General features: G+C 68.1%; 17 protein-coding genes and 1 tRNA gene. 4 read left to right on the forward strand and 14 right to left on the reverse strand.

The window, feature by feature from the left end; all coding sequences use genetic code 11:
- From F627_RS0114430 to moaC, 9 genes are all read right to left on the reverse strand, one after another.
- Window positions 1–189: transposase (locus F627_RS0114430; protein WP_026280350.1), on the reverse strand; the 189-nt coding region annotated here is incomplete at its 3' end.
- Window positions 190–372: 183 nt separating this feature from the next.
- Window positions 373–924, reverse strand: a complete 552-nt coding sequence (gene def / locus F627_RS0114435) for a peptide deformylase (protein ID WP_026280342.1) — start codon at window positions 922–924, stop codon at window positions 373–375.
- Between the two features lie 65 nt (window positions 925–989).
- Window positions 990–1,886 carry a nucleotidyl transferase AbiEii/AbiGii toxin family protein gene (locus F627_RS0114440; protein ID WP_196801167.1) on the reverse strand — a complete coding sequence of 299 codons (897 nt, stop codon included), beginning with the start codon at window positions 1,884–1,886 and terminating at the stop codon, window positions 990–992.
- 280 nt (window positions 1,887–2,166) lie between these two features.
- Window positions 2,167–2,766, reverse strand: a complete 600-nt coding sequence (locus tag F627_RS0114445) for a type IV toxin-antitoxin system AbiEi family antitoxin domain-containing protein (RefSeq protein WP_018866576.1) — start codon at window positions 2,764–2,766, stop codon at window positions 2,167–2,169.
- 183 nt (window positions 2,767–2,949) lie between these two features.
- A tRNA-Phe gene (locus F627_RS0114450) sits at window positions 2,950–3,025 on the reverse strand.
- Window positions 3,026–3,128: 103 nt separating this feature from the next.
- Window positions 3,129–3,404: an oxidative damage protection protein gene (locus F627_RS0114455; protein ID WP_018866575.1), complete on the reverse strand. Its 276-nt coding sequence runs from the start codon at window positions 3,402–3,404 to the stop codon at window positions 3,129–3,131.
- The gene (gene mutY / locus F627_RS0114460) at window positions 3,388–4,446 is read right to left on the reverse strand and encodes an A/G-specific adenine glycosylase (protein ID WP_019558915.1); all 1,059 of its coding nucleotides are present in this window, start codon (window positions 4,444–4,446) and stop codon (window positions 3,388–3,390) included. Before mutY ends, F627_RS0114455 begins: the two co-directional genes overlap by 17 nt.
- Before the next feature lie 51 nt (window positions 4,447–4,497).
- Window positions 4,498–6,678, reverse strand: coding sequence for an AsmA family protein (locus F627_RS0114465; RefSeq protein WP_019584457.1), 2,181 nt, complete (start codon window positions 6,676–6,678; stop codon window positions 4,498–4,500).
- The gene (gene moaC / locus F627_RS0114470) at window positions 6,675–7,163 is read right to left on the reverse strand and encodes a cyclic pyranopterin monophosphate synthase MoaC (protein WP_019584458.1); all 489 of its coding nucleotides are present in this window, start codon (window positions 7,161–7,163) and stop codon (window positions 6,675–6,677) included. The genes F627_RS0114465 and moaC overlap by 4 nt, the downstream gene beginning before the upstream one ends.
- 45 nt (window positions 7,164–7,208) lie before the next feature.
- Between moaC and moaD the strand changes: the two genes are divergently transcribed.
- Window positions 7,209–7,442, forward strand: a complete 234-nt coding sequence (gene moaD / locus F627_RS0114475; protein WP_018866572.1) for a molybdopterin converting factor subunit 1 — start codon at window positions 7,209–7,211, stop codon at window positions 7,440–7,442.
- Between the two features lies 1 nt (window position 7,443).
- Complete coding sequence (locus tag F627_RS0114480) at window positions 7,444–7,881, forward strand: molybdenum cofactor biosynthesis protein MoaE (RefSeq protein ID WP_018866571.1); 438 nt, start codon at window positions 7,444–7,446, stop codon at window positions 7,879–7,881.
- Window positions 7,882–8,273: 392 nt separating this feature from the next.
- Here the strand turns inward: F627_RS0114480 and F627_RS0114485 are convergent, their stop codons facing one another.
- From F627_RS0114485 to F627_RS0114505, 5 genes are all read right to left on the reverse strand, one after another.
- Window positions 8,274–9,623, reverse strand: a complete 1,350-nt coding sequence (locus tag F627_RS0114485) for a DegQ family serine endoprotease (RefSeq protein ID WP_019584459.1) — start codon at window positions 9,621–9,623, stop codon at window positions 8,274–8,276.
- A gap of 28 nt (window positions 9,624–9,651) precedes the next feature.
- On the reverse strand, window positions 9,652–10,572 hold the full coding sequence (locus F627_RS0114490; RefSeq protein WP_019584460.1) for a DnaJ C-terminal domain-containing protein: 921 nt from the start codon (window positions 10,570–10,572) through the stop codon (window positions 9,652–9,654).
- 211 nt (window positions 10,573–10,783) lie between these two features.
- Window positions 10,784–11,215 (reverse strand): Hsp20/alpha crystallin family protein, encoded by a 432-nt coding sequence (locus F627_RS0114495; protein WP_019584461.1) that lies wholly within the window; start codon window positions 11,213–11,215, stop codon window positions 10,784–10,786.
- An 88-nt stretch (window positions 11,216–11,303) separates the two neighbouring features.
- On the reverse strand, window positions 11,304–11,525 hold the full coding sequence (locus tag F627_RS0114500) for a DUF2835 family protein (protein WP_018867690.1): 222 nt from the start codon (window positions 11,523–11,525) through the stop codon (window positions 11,304–11,306).
- Between the two features lie 3 nt (window positions 11,526–11,528).
- The gene (locus F627_RS0114505; RefSeq protein WP_019584462.1) at window positions 11,529–12,392 is read right to left on the reverse strand and encodes a YicC/YloC family endoribonuclease; all 864 of its coding nucleotides are present in this window, start codon (window positions 12,390–12,392) and stop codon (window positions 11,529–11,531) included.
- A gap of 84 nt (window positions 12,393–12,476) precedes the next feature.
- Here F627_RS0114505 and rph point away from each other — a divergent pair, with 84 nt between their 5' ends.
- Window positions 12,477–13,196 carry a ribonuclease PH gene (gene rph, locus F627_RS0114510; protein ID WP_026280346.1) on the forward strand — a complete coding sequence of 240 codons (720 nt, stop codon included), beginning with the start codon at window positions 12,477–12,479 and terminating at the stop codon, window positions 13,194–13,196.
- A 3-nt stretch (window positions 13,197–13,199) separates the two neighbouring features.
- On the forward strand, window positions 13,200–13,820 hold the full coding sequence (rdgB, locus tag F627_RS0114515; RefSeq protein WP_019584463.1) for an RdgB/HAM1 family non-canonical purine NTP pyrophosphatase: 621 nt from the start codon (window positions 13,200–13,202) through the stop codon (window positions 13,818–13,820).
- The last annotated feature ends 245 nt before the right edge of the window (window positions 13,821–14,065 follow it).

The following is a 14,065-nucleotide window of genomic DNA, read 5'->3' on the forward strand; positions in this document are numbered from 1 at the left end:
CCCGGCTCGGTAGCCCAGGCGGCCCTCGGTGCGCTCGCCCGGTGCCGCCTGGAGCTGGTCGCTCATCTCGGCTTCCAGAACCTGCTGGACCGCCTCGCGCACCAGCGTGCGCATCAGTTCCTCGTCTGTCCCCAAAAGCGCTCGCAGTGACGTGCGATCCGCAGTAGCCTGGCTCTTGTGAGTGGTCATGGTCTCGCCCTCCTTGAGGGGTTCCGGTGGTCGCTAACCAACCCGAATACCATGGCTGCTCACCTCCTGCCAGCTTCTGCACATAACTCAGCACACTACTACGCATCCTGTATCGGCGATCGACGGTACCGTCCTAGTAGCCGGAGGAAGTCGGGCCCATTCGGATGGCCAGCAGGGGCGGGCTTACGTGGGCTTTGACGAGGGTGCCGCGTGGAACTCGCGGTATTCGTCGAGGAAGGCGAGGCGGGTGGTGTCGGTGACGCGGTCGATGAACAGGGTGCCATCGAGGTGGTCGATCTCGTGCTGGAAGACGGTGGCGAGGAACCCTTCGGGTTCCAGGTGGCGGGGCGTGCCGTCGGGCTCGTAGTAGTCCACGGCGATGTGGCGCGGCCGGGCAACCTCCCCGCGCAGCCCGGGTACGGACAGGCAGCCTTCCCAGTAGCGTTGCGGGGTTGGGTCCAGCACGGTCACGGTCGGGTTGACGAGGACCAAGCGGCCGGTCGGCACGGCTCCGGGGTAACGGGTATTGCCCGGCTGGATCTCGATCACGGCTACGCGTAGCGGAACGCCGATCTGGGCAGCAGCCAGGCCGAGGCCTTCGCTGGCGTGCATGGTATCGACGAGGTCGTCCACCAGGGCGTGCAGCCCAGGGCTGTCAAAGTCCGAGTCGGGTACCGGGTCGCAGACGCGACGCAGATCGGGGTGCCCCATGCGCAGAATACGGCGAATGCTCATGGAAACGATGGTGCCACGGCGCCGCATCTTCCGCTGCTGCGGGAGATGCGCGATGGAATCGCGTGTTAGCTGGAAGGCGTCCAGCCATGCCCGGCATGCCAGGTTTCCCGAAACACCGCACGTTGTTTGATCGCGCGCAGCGGACGCGACAGGAACGCTCGCAGATCCGTTACTACATCGGAAAGCGGGAGGTGTGCCAGGGTGTTTTTCTTCAGGAATGCCTGCCACTGGATCTGCTTCGATCGGTCCTGTGCGAAGTCGTCGCTCAGGCCGAACGGGGTACCTTCCGGCAGCGGTGTCATGCGGCGTTCGAATGTCGCGTGAATGGCCTGGTACAGAATTTCGCCTTCGAAATCGGCATAACGCGACAAGACCCAGAGATCGAAGTAATCCTTCATACGACTGTTGGCGATGCCAAGCGACACCAGGGCCTCCAGCTTTTCGGCGACAACGGTCGAGCGGGGATAGGCGCGAAGCCTGGGGGCAGGCATGTCGGGCAAGATCACCGGGAACTCGATGGCGTCGGGGCCTGGTGTCACGGCATCGCCAAAACCCACGTCGATCTGCGTGTGACAGCGCGCACCGTCCAACAGCCCTATCAACGTGATCCGCACACCGGAGTAGCTGGCCTCCTTGCGAATCGCCTCCGCCCGTACCGAGTCGGCCTGAAAACGGATTCCATCGTCCTGCTCCACCGAACAGACATCCCGAAACACAGCCTCAAGATGTGGCAGCTCGGCTGACCCAAAGCCCAGGAGGTCGGCATCACGCGTCGGTCGGTGCGGGATGTCGAACCACAGATCGAACAGCAAGGCGCCCTTGAGAAGGAACTGGTCTGCATGGGAGGAGGTGCTCAGGCGATACAGGAACCGTTCAAGGGCATAGCGGGTTAGGGAAACCCTGATCCATGTACACGCTCGCGTTGGTGTCCCAGGTTTTCCGAGACAAGGCGCGGTGCGCAGCCGGTAGTGGCTCTACCCGCAAGCGGCGTAATGCAGGATCGGGGAACCTGGGGTGCCAACCCCGAGGGGCTCGGCCGCTTTTGCGCGGGAACGGCGTTGCGGCTCCCTTGTGCAGAATGACTGCACGGCAGTCGCCGCGCCTTGTTCGCACGCAAAAGCGACTCGAGCGCGAGCGTGTACATGGACCAGGGTTTCCCTGGTACGAGGTTGTAGTCCTGCTTGTGGTTTCGGGCGTTTTCGAGCAGTCGGGCACGCACCGAGGCGGCGGGGTTTTTGGGACTCACGTCAGGCTCTCCAGATAAGGGCGCATGACATTGCCGACCCGGCACAGCCTGGCAAACTGCCAGAGTTCGTCCATGCGCACCCGCTTCTCACTCCAGGCCTCGCGCAGGGCCTCCAGAGCGACATCCAGGCCAATCTTGTTGCGGTACTTGAAACAGTCCGCGACCGTCCTGGCAATACCGGTAACGCGTACCGGAACCCCTTCGATCAAGTGTTCCTCGACGCCTTCGGCAAGAAGAGGATCGGAAAAGCGGACAATACGCAGGGCCGGGTAGTCGATCCGGGGAGCGCGGGCCTTGTTGGGGATGGCAAGCCAGACCTCGAATGGCGACTGGGTGGTGAGATTATGGAAACGCAATGCCGAGAGCAGGCACACCACCGCTCGCGGATGCTTGCGCGCGGTCTCGGCCAGCGCGGTGTGTTCCGAGACAGGACGGTCCGGCAGCGCATAGAGGCCGCGCGCAACCCGCGCGAGCATGCCCTGACGGACGAGACGCGTCAGCGCAACTCTTGGCAGGCCCAGTGGTTCCAGGTCGCGCGACCGGATCAGTCCGCGTTTGCGCGCGAGATCGAGGATGGCTTCTGCGCTATTGCCCATGCCGGCATGCTGTTCCGTTATGACGGTAGAAGTCAATCACTACCGACAAAAAGAAACACCCTGATTGTCCACGACCGCGAGCGACGGATACGGTGCGGCGTCGCAGATACGACGCAGATCACGGTATCCACGGGCAGGATACGGCGGACGCTTATGGGGAGGATGGTGCTACGGGAAAGATAATGGTGGCCGGGGACGGAATCGAACCGCCGACACGGGGATTTTCAATCCCCTGCTCTACCAACTGAGCTACCCGGCCATACTGCGGGGGGATTCGTCCTGCGGACGAAGGGCGGTATTAAAGCGGCCCGGCGCCGCCACGTCAAGCATGCCGGGCCGGTCGCCGCGGAAAAGCCCGGATATCAGGAGGCGTTCGGGTCGACGAAGCCTTCCGGCTTCTCGGAGCCTTCGCCGAACAGGAACTTTTCCATTTCCTCTTCCAGGAACTTGCGCGCCTTGGGATCGACCGGGGTCAGGCGGTATTCGTTGATCAGCATGGTCTGGTGGCTTAGCCAGGCCTGCCAGGCCTCCTTGGACACGTTCAGGTAGATCTTCTTGCCCATCTCGCCGGGATAGGGCGGGAAGTCCAGGCCTTCGGCCTCTTGCCCGAGTTTTACGCAGTTAACGGTTCGTGCCATTGCCGGGATCCTTATCGTCGTGCAGATAACGCTGGATGGGGGCCGGGATGCCGACCGCCCGTGATGTGCCGGGTTTATACCAAATCACCCTGTCGCCTTCCATGATCCCACACGCGCCAGCCGGGAGGTCGAAGAGGCGGATGCGCAGATCCAGGCGGTAGTGGCTGAAGCTGTGCTGCAGACCGTGATCGGTGGCGGCCGGCGCGGCGCCGGGCCACTGGGCCAGCACCCAGTCCTCCAGGGCCTCGGGGGTTTCGGCCTCGGGCAGGCTGTAGAGCCCGCCCCAGATGCCGTCCTGCCCGCGCTGCACCAGGGCGATGCCCTCTGGCGCGCGCAGGCAGGCGGCCCAGCGGGTGCGGGTGGGCAGGTCGCGGCGTGGCCGGGGCGAGGGCAGCGTAGCGGTCAGGCCCTGCTGCGCGGCACCACAGTCCTGATGGACGGGGCAGGCGTCGCAGTCGGGCCGGCTGCGGGTACAGAGCAGGGCGCCCAGGTCCATGATGGCCTGGGTGTAGTCGGCACAGCGCGTAGTCGGGGTGCGCGCCTCGGCCTCGGCCCACAGCTCGCGCTGGACGGCCGGGCTGCCGGGCCAGCCGTGGATCGCCGCGTGGCGCGCGAGCACGCGCTTGGCATTGCCGTCCAGGATGGCCTCGGGGGCATCATGCGCCTGGGCGATGATCGCGGCGGCGGTCGAGCGGCCGATCCCGGGCAATGCCTCCAGACCCTCGCGGCGAGCGGGGAAGACACCCCCGTGCTCCTCGACCACCACCTGCGCGGCCCGGTGCAGATTGCGCGCGCGGGCGTAGTAGCCAAGCCCCGACCACTGGTGCAGCACGGCATCCTGCGGCGCCGCCGCGAGGCTCTGCACGTCGGGGAAGCGCTCCATGAAACGGAGGAAGTAGGGGACGACGGTCTCCACCCGGGTCTGCTGCAGCATGATCTCGGAGACCCACACCCGATACGGCGTGCGCGGGTGCTGCCACGGCAGATCCTGGCGGCCGTGGCAGTCGAACCAGGCCAGCAGTCGCTCGGCGAAGGCGTTCATGGATGGGCCGGGCATGGCGGCGCCCGCCCGGGAGGCGGGCACCGGCGGTGATCAGCGGCTGCGGAAGCGGTCCAGGAGCCGGTCGGACTCCCGTTCGATGCGCTCGCGGGCGCGCTCTTCTTCCTCGTCCAGGCGTTCGCGGACGCGTTCCTCTTCCTCGCGCACCCGCTCGCGGGCCTCATCCTCGTAGCGACCACGCAGGGCGTCCTCCAGGTCGAGACGGAAGCTCGGGTCGGTGAAGGTCCCGCTGATGCGGATGGGCAGGGTCACGCCGCGCAGGTCATCCAGTTCACGCCCGCCCTGGCCTTCCAGCGTGCCCACCACTGTCGTGTTCACGCGGTAGTCGAGGCTGTCGTCGTTCAGGTCGGCCTGGCCTTCGCCGCGCACCCGCAGCAGGGGCGAGCTGGCGGCGAGGTCGTCATTGCGGACCACGCCGTCGCGGATGGTGAAGCTGCCGGCGAGTTCGCTGAAGTCGGTCTGGTTGGGCTCGTCCTCTTCCAGCTGTTCGCCGCGCAGGCGCGCCTCGGCGCGGCGGATGATCTGGGCCACGTTGATACCGCGCACCGCACCGTCCTCGAAGCGCATGTTGCCGGAGCCGTTCAGGGCCCCTTTCAGCTCGCTCAGCAGCTCGCCACGGGTGCGGATGTCCAGCTCCAGGTTGCCGGTACCCATCAACCGCGCGTCGTCGCCCTGAAAGTCCTCCAGCAGGGCGCCAATATCCAGGCCCTGCAGGTCGGCGGCCAGTTCGTAGCGCGGGGCGTCGTGACGGGCGTCCAGGCGCAGGCGGCTGGTCAGCTCGCCGTCGTAGGCGGCGGCGTTCAGCGGCTCGATGTTCCAGTCGCCCGCCTCGCCCCGGATCTGCAGTTCGATGTTGCGCAGGACCATGCCCATCACGTCCAGGCGGTCCAACGCAGCGCGGCCGTCCACGTCGACGCTGCGCAGCGCCTCCAGCGGCAGCTCGATGGCGAGGTCCTCGTCGGCATCGCGTTCGCCGTTGCCGTTGTCGGTACGCGCCTCTTCCACCTCCGGCGGCAGGTAGCGGTCGAGGTTCAGGCGTTCGCCGGAGACATCGAAGGTGATCTTCGGGCGCTCACCGCGGCCATCCCAGCCGGCGGAGCCGCTCAGCATGGTGTCATCCACGGTCACCAGGAACGGGGACATCTCCAGGGCCTGGAAGCTGCCGCTGGCCGAGAAATCGAACGCGACGCGCGCGAGGGCGTCGGGATCATTGGTCTGCGGCGCCTCCAGCCCCAGGTCGGTCAGCACGTCCTTCAGGTTGACGGTGTTGGTACGCATCTCGGTGCGCACCTGCGGCAGTTCGCCATCCAGGTCGGACAGCTCGGCGAACCCGGTCAGACGCAGATCGGAGACACCCAGCGTCAGGCGCTCGAAGCGCAGGGTCATGGCGTCGGCCATCTCCAGCCCCACGTCGCTCTCCAGCGTCATGCCGACGGCACGCGGCAGGCCTCCGCCATCCAGGCCCAGGGTCGCGTTCAGACGGCGCACGGAATAGCGCTCATTGAGCAGGTCGACGTTCATCAACCCGCCCAGATCAAGGGCCAGCTCCACCGGCTCGGCCAGGTCGCCGCCCTCGGCACGCACGACCGCCTCCAGGTCGAGACGCGTCTCGATACCCGGGCGGAAGCGACCGACCTGCAGCTCGAACGGCTCCAGGGTCGCCTGCATGCCGGACTCGCGGTCATCCCAGTGCACGCGGGCGTTGGTCAGGGAGATCCCGGCCACGTCGATGCGCTGCAGGGCCAGACGGGTCTCGGTCTCGGTGCGCTCGTCGTCATCCGCGCCCACGGCCTCGTCGCGGGCGGCGCCGGCGTGATCCAGCAGGTCGTCCCAGTTGTTGCGGCCCTGTTCGTCGCGCGCCAGGTTCAGGCGCACACCGTCGGCCTCCACGCGCTGAACCTCCAGCTCGCGGCGCAGCAGTGGCATTACCGCGACCGCGACATCCACCACATCGACCTCGGCGAACGGCTCGTCGCCGAAGCCCTCGGCGTTGCCGAAGCGCACCTCTTCCAGGCGCAGCCCGAGGCTGGGGAACAGGGTCAGACCGATCGGCCCGGACAGGGTCAGTTCACGGCCGGTGGCCTCCTGCACCTCGGCCTCGATGCGCTCCTTGTAGTCATTGGCATCGAAGGTGACCAGCAGGTATGCGGCCACGATGATGGCCAGCAGGATCAGGATGGCAATCAGGCCCAGCAGGCGCTTGATCCATTTCATTCGGAATCTCCTTTCGGTTCGGCCCGCCAGGTGCCACTGCGGCCCCCGCGTTTCTCCAGCAGGCGAACACCATCAATTTGCATGCCGCGATCCACGGCCTTGCACATGTCATAGACCGTCAGCAGCGCGGTGGACACGGCGGTCAGCGCCTCCATCTCCACGCCGGTCTGCGCGTGCACCTCGCAGGTGGCCTGTACGCGCACGGCGGTGTCTTCCGTCTCCAGCTCCAGGGCCACCCGGGTCAGGCCGATCGGGTGGCACAGCGGGATCAGGTCGCCGGTCTTCTTGGACCCCATGATGCCAGCCACCCGGGCAATGCCGAGGACGTCCCCTTTCGCATGGCGGCCTTCGCGGATGCGCTGCAGGGTATCCGGCTGCATATGGATGCGCCCCTCGGCGATCGCCACGCGGTGGGTGACGGACTTTTCGCCGACATCGACCATGTGCGCATGGCCTTCGGCATCGAAGTGAGTGAATTCGTTCATGATGGCTATAATGCTTGACTCGCAGCCATGTTTACAGGGGCCGGAATGACCGTACACGTTCACTATTTCGCGCGTCTGCGCGAGGAACTGGGCCGCCCGAACGAAGAGGCGGAACTCCCCGCCGGCGGCATGACCGTTGGCGGGCTGTGGCAGCACCTCCACCAGGAGGCCCCGCCGGAGCGCCTGATGGCCGCGGTCAATCAGGAACAGGCCAGCCTGGAGACGCCGGTGCGCGACGGGGACGAGGTCGCCTATTTTCCGCCGGTAACCGGGGGCTAGGGTGGCGGTCGAGATCCACACCGACGACTTCGACCCCTGGGAGATCGTCCGGCAGGCCGAGACGGCCATCCCCGCGAACGCGCGTGGCGCCGCCAGCGTGTTCGTCGGCCGCATGCGCGATTTCAACGAGGACGAGGACGTGACCGGGCTGTTCCTGGAGCACTACCCGGGGATGACCGAGCGCGAGCTGGAACGCATCGTCGCCGAAGCCGAGGCGCGCTGGCCGCTGCTGGGCTGCCATGTGGCCCACCGTGTGGGCGACGTGCGCCCCGGCGACGCCCTGGTGCTGGTGGCGACCTGGTCGGCCCACCGCGTGGCCGCCCGCGACGCCTGCAGCGACATCCTGGAACGCCTGAAGCACGAGGCCCCGTTCTGGAAGCGCGAGACCCTCACCGACGGCACCCAGCGCTGGGTGGAGAAGAACACCCCGGGCTTCTGAACGCCCTCCTGTAGGAGCCTGCCTGCAGGCGAAGCCCCTGCCAAAGCCGGACACGGGCAGGAGCATTCGCCTGCAAGCAGGCCCCTACAGGGGACGGGCCAGGGCCTCGGGATTCCCGCTCGCATACGTCCCTACACCCTCGGCAACCCGGCCGCGGCGGAGCGGAGAGCAGGGATGACGAGACATGGGGGTTGCGCGATGGAAGCATTCTTGTGGGAGCGGGCTTGCCCGCGAATGCTCCTGCCAAAGCCGGACGCGGGCGGGGGCTTCGCGCCCAGAACCCCGGAACCGTAGGAGGCCAGCCCTCTGGCCGATGGAGCCTGTCCAACACCCAATCGGCCAGAGGGCTGGCCTCCTGCAGGGTGGGGCCCTGGCTCGCCGGTGCGACCGGATCAGCGCAGGGTGAGGTAGAGGGTCTGGTTGCCGCGGCGCAGCTGCAGTTCCAGGGTCTGGTGGGCGGCCAATTGCTGCGGCAGGTCGGCCAGGCGCTCGATGCGCTGGCGGTTGATCGCCAGCAGCACGTCGCCGGGGCGCAGGCCGGCCCGCGCCCCGGCGGTGCCGGGCTCCACCGCGATGACCGCCACGCGGCTGCGACCGTCGTTTCCTGTGGTCTCGGACAGGCGTACGCCGTCGAGCCGCGGGTGGATGGCCGCCCCCTCGATGCGCCGCTCGTCCGGGCGATCCAGTCGCGCGACGATCTGCCGTTCCGTCCCGTCGCGCAGGATGTCCAGATCCACCTCGGACCCGGCGCGCAGCAGGCCCAGGCGGTTGCGCAGGTCGCTCGCGCTGCGCACCGTCTGGCCGTCCACCCGCAGGACGATGTCGCCGTGGGCCAGGCCGGCGCGCTCGGCGGCCGAGCCGCGCACCACGCGGGTGATCACGGCGCCCTGCGAGAGGTCCAGACCGAAGGCCTGGGCCAGCGCCGGGGTGAGGTCCTGCATCTCCACGCCCAGCGCGCCGCGCTCGACCCGACCCTCGGCCAGCAGGTGCTCCTGGATCTGGCTGGCCATGTTGGCGGGGATCGCGAAGCCGATGCCGATGTTGCCGCCGCCCCGCGCGAGGATGGCGGTGTTGATGCCGACCAGCTCGCCGCGCAGGTTGACCAGCGCCCCGCCGGAGTTGCCCGGGTTGATGGAGGCATCGGTCTGGATGAAGTCCTCGAAGCCGGCGCCGCCCAGGCCGCTGCGGCCCAGGGCGCTGACGATGCCGCTGGTCACGGTCTGACCGAGGCCGAAGGGGTTGCCGATGGCAACCACGAAGTCGCCCACGCGCAGGGCGTCGGAGTCGGCCAGCGGGATCGCCTGCAGGTCCTCCGCGTCGATGCGGATCACGGCGACATCGGTGGCCGGGTCGGTGCCTACCACCTCGGCCTCGTACTGGCGGCCGTCAAAGAGCGTGACCAGGATGGTGTCGGCGCGGGCGATCACGTGGCTGTTGGTCAGGATGGTGCCGGCCCCGGCATCCACGATGACCCCGGAGCCCAGGCCCTGGCGCTCGCGTTCACGCGAACGCTCGGGGACATCGAAGAAGCGGCGGAAAAAGGGATCGTCGAACAGCGGGCTGACCGATTCCACCACGCGGGCGCGGGTGGCGATATTGACCACGCCGGGGATGGTCCGCTCGAGCATCGGTGCCAGCGATGGCAGCGGCTGGCCGTCCACCGCGGCCGGTAGCTGGGCGGTGGCCGGTGCGGCCCCGAACAGGGTCAGGGCCAGGATCAGGAGGGGAACAAGCCGACGCATGGGCGCTCCTCGAACGGGGTTCCGATTATCAGGGCGCCAGGTTGGCGCGCGGGGCGAAGGACGACTTCTCGGCCATCTTGCGGTACCAGTCGCCGGCCTCTTCCTCCGGCGGCACCTGCACCATCAGCTTCAGGTAGAGATCCCCCGGCGGCTTGCCCGGCAGGCCCTTGCCCTTCAGGCGCATCTGCTTGCCCGACTGCGAGCCGGCCGGAACCTTCAGATTGACCCAGCCATGCGGCGTGGGGACCTCGATGGTCGCGCCCAGCGCGGCCTCCCAGGGCGTGATCGGGATCTCGCGGTAGAGATTGCGGCCGTCCAGGGTGTAGCGGCTGTCCGGCTTGACCCGGATCTCCAGCAGCAGGTCGCCGGCGCCGCCACTGCCGACCCCCGGGTCGCCCTGGCCGCGCACGCGCAGGCGCGAGCCGTCCCGGGCCCCGGCGGGGATGCGCACGCGCTGGACCCGGCCCTCGGCATCGTTGACCGACACCTCGGTGCCCTTGAGCGCCTGGTCCAGAGTGATCTCCACCCGGCCCTCGCGGTCGGCCCCGCGCATGTTGAAGCCGGCCCCGCCCGAACGGCGGCGACCACCGCCCATGCCGCCGCCACCAAAGATGGAGTCGAAGAAGTCCGAGAAGCCGCCGAAGTCGGCCCCGGCTCCGGCGCCCCCGCGGGCCCCGCCGTGCTGGGTCCAGCCGTCCCAGCCGGGCGGCGGGCGGAAGTCCTGACCCTGGCGCCAGTTGGAACCGAGCTGGTCGTAGGCCTTGCGCTTTTCCGAATCGCCCAGGGCCTCGTACGCCTCGTTGACCTCCTTGATGCGGGTCTCGGCGTCCGGGTCCTTGCTGACATCCGGATGGTACTTGCGCGCCAGCTTGCGGTAGGCCTTCTTGATCTCGTCCTGGCTGGCGTCGCGGCTCACACCGAGGATCTTGTAGTAGTCCTTGTATTCCATTGCGTTCCTCGAACGATTGCGTCCTCGGGTGACACCCGGATCCCGCCTGCGGTCATGGCGATCATGATAGCCGGGATGCGGCTGTCACCCAGGGAGACACGAAACCGCGCCTCCTCGGGGCCTAAAAAACCGGGCGCCACCACGGGAACCCCCGGGGCAGCGCCCATGTTGCGCCCGGTCAGGGATATCCTGCCGGGCCGGTGGAGCCGGATCAGCTCTCGATCTGGATCCGGCGCGGCTGCACGCGGGCCTGCTTCGGAATGCGCACCTCCAGCACGCCATTCTCGCTGCGCGCGGAGATGTTCTCGGCGTCGGCTGTATCCGGCAGCGAGAAGCGGCGGAAGAAACTGCCACGCACGCGTTCGATGCGCTTGTAGCCGTTCTTCTCCTCTTCGCTGTCGTGCTTGCGCTCGCCGCGCAGGGTCAGCACGCCGTTCTCCATGTGCAGCTCGATATCCTTCGGGTCCACCCCGGGGATGTCGGCATGCAGCACGTAGGCATCGGTCTCTTCGCGGATATCCACCGCGGGGGCCCAGTCGGAGGTCGCGGCGGAGTCCTCGGTGCCGGGCATGTCCGGCATGCGACCGAGTTCGCGCGACAGTTGGCCGAGCAGGCTGAACGGTTCGTAACGGGTCATGGTCATGGCGTTCCCTCCTTGTGCGGGTGTCATCTGACTCACTCATAGACGTAGGGACACATCCCACGTTTTCAAGGGCCTGGGGGCAAACCCGTTACGCGAGACGGCGAAACTCGCGCAGCTTGTAATCGTCGTCGGTGACCAGCTCGAACACGCCGTGTACCCCGCGCTGATCCAGGTGGCTGCGCAGCAGCCGGGCGGGGAATTGCACGCTCTCGCCGCTGTCGGCCTGGGCGAAGACCACCGCGGCGCGCCCCGTGTAGTAGTCCTCCATTTCCTGGCGCGAGATGGCCAGACGCAGGCGGAACCGGCGCATGGGCTATTCCAGGTTCTGCACCTGCTCGCGCAGCTGCTCGATCAGGACCTTCATCTCCACGGTAGCGCGGGTGATCTCCAGGTCATGCGACTTCGACGAGATGGTGTTGGCCTCGCGGTTGAACTCCTGCATCAGGAAGTCGAGCCGCCGCCCGCTGGGGCCGCCCTGTTCCAGGACCTCGTGCACGGCCGCCACATGGCCGTCGATGCGGTCCAGCTCCTCGGCAATGTCCATGCGCTGGGCCAGCAGGGCGACTTCCTGCTCCAGACGCTTCGGATCCAGATTCAGGTCCAGCTCGTGAATCCGGGCGAGGATGCGGCCGCGTTGCTCGTCCAGCATCGGCTGGCGCCGCGCGCGAATCGCCCGGGCGTGCTCGGCGAGTGCGTCCAGGCGCGAGCGCATGCCGTCGGCCAGGGCCGCGCCCTCGGTCGTGCGCATCGTGACCAGGGCCTCCAGCGCGTCGTCGAAGCCCGCCAGCAGGGGCTGCGCGAGGCTCTCGCCGACATCGGCGTTGCCCTGGAGCACACCCGGCCAGCGCAGGACGTCCAGCGGCGAGACCGGCGCCGGGTTCGGCATCATGCGCTCGATGGAGGCGCAGGCCCCGATCAGCGCCCGGACGCGCTCGTGATCGAAGGCCTCCGGGGCGTTGTCGGCCTGGCCACGGTCGCGCAGGACCGCATCCACCTTGCCGCGCGCCAGGCGGGCCTTCAGGCGGCTGCGCACCTCGGCCTCCAGCGAACGCAGGTGATCGGGAAGATGGATACGCAGCTCGAGATAGCGGTGGTTGACGCTCTTCAGCTCCCAGTCGAACACGCCCGCGTCCAGGCTCATCGCGTGCCGGGAAAATCCGGTCATACTGGTGATCATGCGTCCCTCCATGGTGATCCCTGCTGCGTGTGGCGGTGGCGGCCCGTATACTGCGCCCCACTCAAATCTAGCAAGGATCACAGCATGCGACCCAGTGGCCGAACAGCCGACGCAATGCGCCCCGTGCGTTTTACCCGCCATTTCACCCGCCACGCGGAGGGTTCCGTACTGGTGGAGTTCGGGGACACCCGGGTGCTGTGCAACGCCACGGTGGAGTCGCGCGTGCCACCGTGGCTGAAGAACAAGGGCCGCGGCTGGGTCACCGCCGAATACAGCATGCTGCCGCGCTCCACCCATGACCGCATGGTGCGCGAGGCCGCGCGCGGCAAGCTGGGTGGCCGCACCATGGAGATCCAGCGCCTGATCGGCCGCTCGCTGCGCGCGGTGGTGGACCTGGAGGCCATGGGCGAGCGCCAGATCATCGTCGACTGCGACGTGATCCAGGCCGATGGTGGCACCCGCACCGCCTCCATCAGCGGGGCCTACGTCGCCCTGTACGACGCCATCCGCAAGGCGCGCGAGCAGGGCCTGATCCGCAAGGATCCGCTGCACGGCCAGGTCGCCGCGATCTCGGTGGGCATCTGCGGCGGTGAACCGGTACTCGACCTCGACTACGATGAGGACTCGCAGGCCGAGACCGACCTGAACCTGGTGATGAACGAGGCCGGGGGCGTGATCGAGATCCAGGGCACAGCCGAGGGCCACGCCTTCCGCCGCGACGAGCTGGACCAGATGCTGGACCTGGGCGAGAAGGGCATCCAGGAGATCTGCGAGGCCCAGCGCGCCGTGCTCGCAGAGGGCTGAACCATGAGTGAGGCGCGCCGCGTCGTCCTCGCCACCGGCAACCCCGGCAAGCTGCGCGAGATCCGCGCCCTGCTGGAACCGCTGGGGCTGGCGGTCGAGGCACAGTCCGAGCACGCTGTGCCCGAGGCCGACGAGACCGGCCTGACGTTCGTGGAGAACGCGATCCTCAAGGCGCGCAACGCCGCTCGCCACACCGGGCTGCCGGCGATTGCCGACGACTCCGGGCTGGAGGTCGATGCCCTGCACGGCCAGCCGGGGATCTACTCCGCGCGCTATGCCGGCCCCGATGGCGACGACGCGGCCAATAACGCCAAGCTGCTGGAGGCACTGGCCGGCGTACCGCCGGAACAGCGCGGCGCACGGTTCCGCGCGGTCGTGGTGTACCTGGAGCATGCCGAGGATCCGGCGCCGATCATCGCCCAGGGGGTGTGGCCCGGGCGCATCGCGGAACAGGCCAGCGGCGCCGAGGGCTTTGGCTACGACCCCCTGTTCTTCGTGCCCCGGGAGGGCTGCACCTCGGCCGAGCTGCCCCCGGAGACCAAGAACCGCCTGAGCCATCGCGGTCAGGCCCTGCAAGAACTCGGGGGCGCTCTGCGCGAGCGCATGGGCAACCCGCCGGCCTGACAACCCACGCCGTCCGGCACCGGGGCCACCCGGAGAGATCGCCACGGCGCTGCGCGCCTCGTGATGACGGGGACTTCCCGTCGTTGCGAGGCTCCACAGGGGCCGTGGCAACCTCCCGACGACACCCCGGCGCATGTTCGGACCCGCGTCGGGGCCAGGCCGGGGAGATCGCCACGCGCCTGCGGCGCTCGCGATGACTGTGCTTCCTGTCCCCGTCATCGCGAGGCGCGCAGCGCTGTGGCGGT

The sequence above is a fragment of the Thioalkalivibrio sp. ALE16 genome (assembly GCF_000381305.1).
Classification (GTDB): Bacteria; Pseudomonadota; Gammaproteobacteria; order Ectothiorhodospirales; family Ectothiorhodospiraceae; genus Thioalkalivibrio.

What these genes read in the sequence shown, in the direction of transcription:
- F627_RS0114490 (WP_019584460.1), bottom strand. Translation starts at nt 10,572, where the DNA reads ATGGAATACAAGGACTACTACAAGATCCTCGGTGTGAGCCGCGACGCC.
- mutY (WP_019558915.1), bottom strand. Translation starts at nt 4,446, where the DNA reads ATGAACGCCTTCGCCGAGCGACTGCTGGCCTGGTTCGACTGCCACGGC.
- F627_RS0114495 (WP_019584461.1), bottom strand. Translation starts at nt 11,215, where the DNA reads ATGACCATGACCCGTTACGAACCGTTCAGCCTGCTCGGCCAACTGTCG.
- F627_RS0114500 (WP_018867690.1), bottom strand. Translation starts at nt 11,525, where the DNA reads ATGCGCCGGTTCCGCCTGCGTCTGGCCATCTCGCGCCAGGAAATGGAG.
- rph (WP_026280346.1), top strand. Translation starts at nt 12,477, where the DNA reads ATGCGACCCAGTGGCCGAACAGCCGACGCAATGCGCCCCGTGCGTTTT.
- moaC (WP_019584458.1), bottom strand. Translation starts at nt 7,163, where the DNA reads ATGAACGAATTCACTCACTTCGATGCCGAAGGCCATGCGCACATGGTC.
- moaD (WP_018866572.1), top strand. Translation starts at nt 7,209, where the DNA reads ATGACCGTACACGTTCACTATTTCGCGCGTCTGCGCGAGGAACTGGGC.
- F627_RS0114465 (WP_019584457.1), bottom strand. Translation starts at nt 6,678, where the DNA reads ATGAAATGGATCAAGCGCCTGCTGGGCCTGATTGCCATCCTGATCCTG.
- def (WP_026280342.1), bottom strand. Translation starts at nt 924, where the DNA reads ATGAGCATTCGCCGTATTCTGCGCATGGGGCACCCCGATCTGCGTCGC.
- F627_RS0114505 (WP_019584462.1), bottom strand. Translation starts at nt 12,392, where the DNA reads ATGATCACCAGTATGACCGGATTTTCCCGGCACGCGATGAGCCTGGAC.
- rdgB (WP_019584463.1), top strand. Translation starts at nt 13,200, where the DNA reads ATGAGTGAGGCGCGCCGCGTCGTCCTCGCCACCGGCAACCCCGGCAAG.
- F627_RS0114445 (WP_018866576.1), bottom strand. Translation starts at nt 2,766, where the DNA reads ATGGGCAATAGCGCAGAAGCCATCCTCGATCTCGCGCGCAAACGCGGA.
- F627_RS0114455 (WP_018866575.1), bottom strand. Translation starts at nt 3,404, where the DNA reads ATGGCACGAACCGTTAACTGCGTAAAACTCGGGCAAGAGGCCGAAGGC.
- F627_RS0114485 (WP_019584459.1), bottom strand. Translation starts at nt 9,623, where the DNA reads ATGCGTCGGCTTGTTCCCCTCCTGATCCTGGCCCTGACCCTGTTCGGG.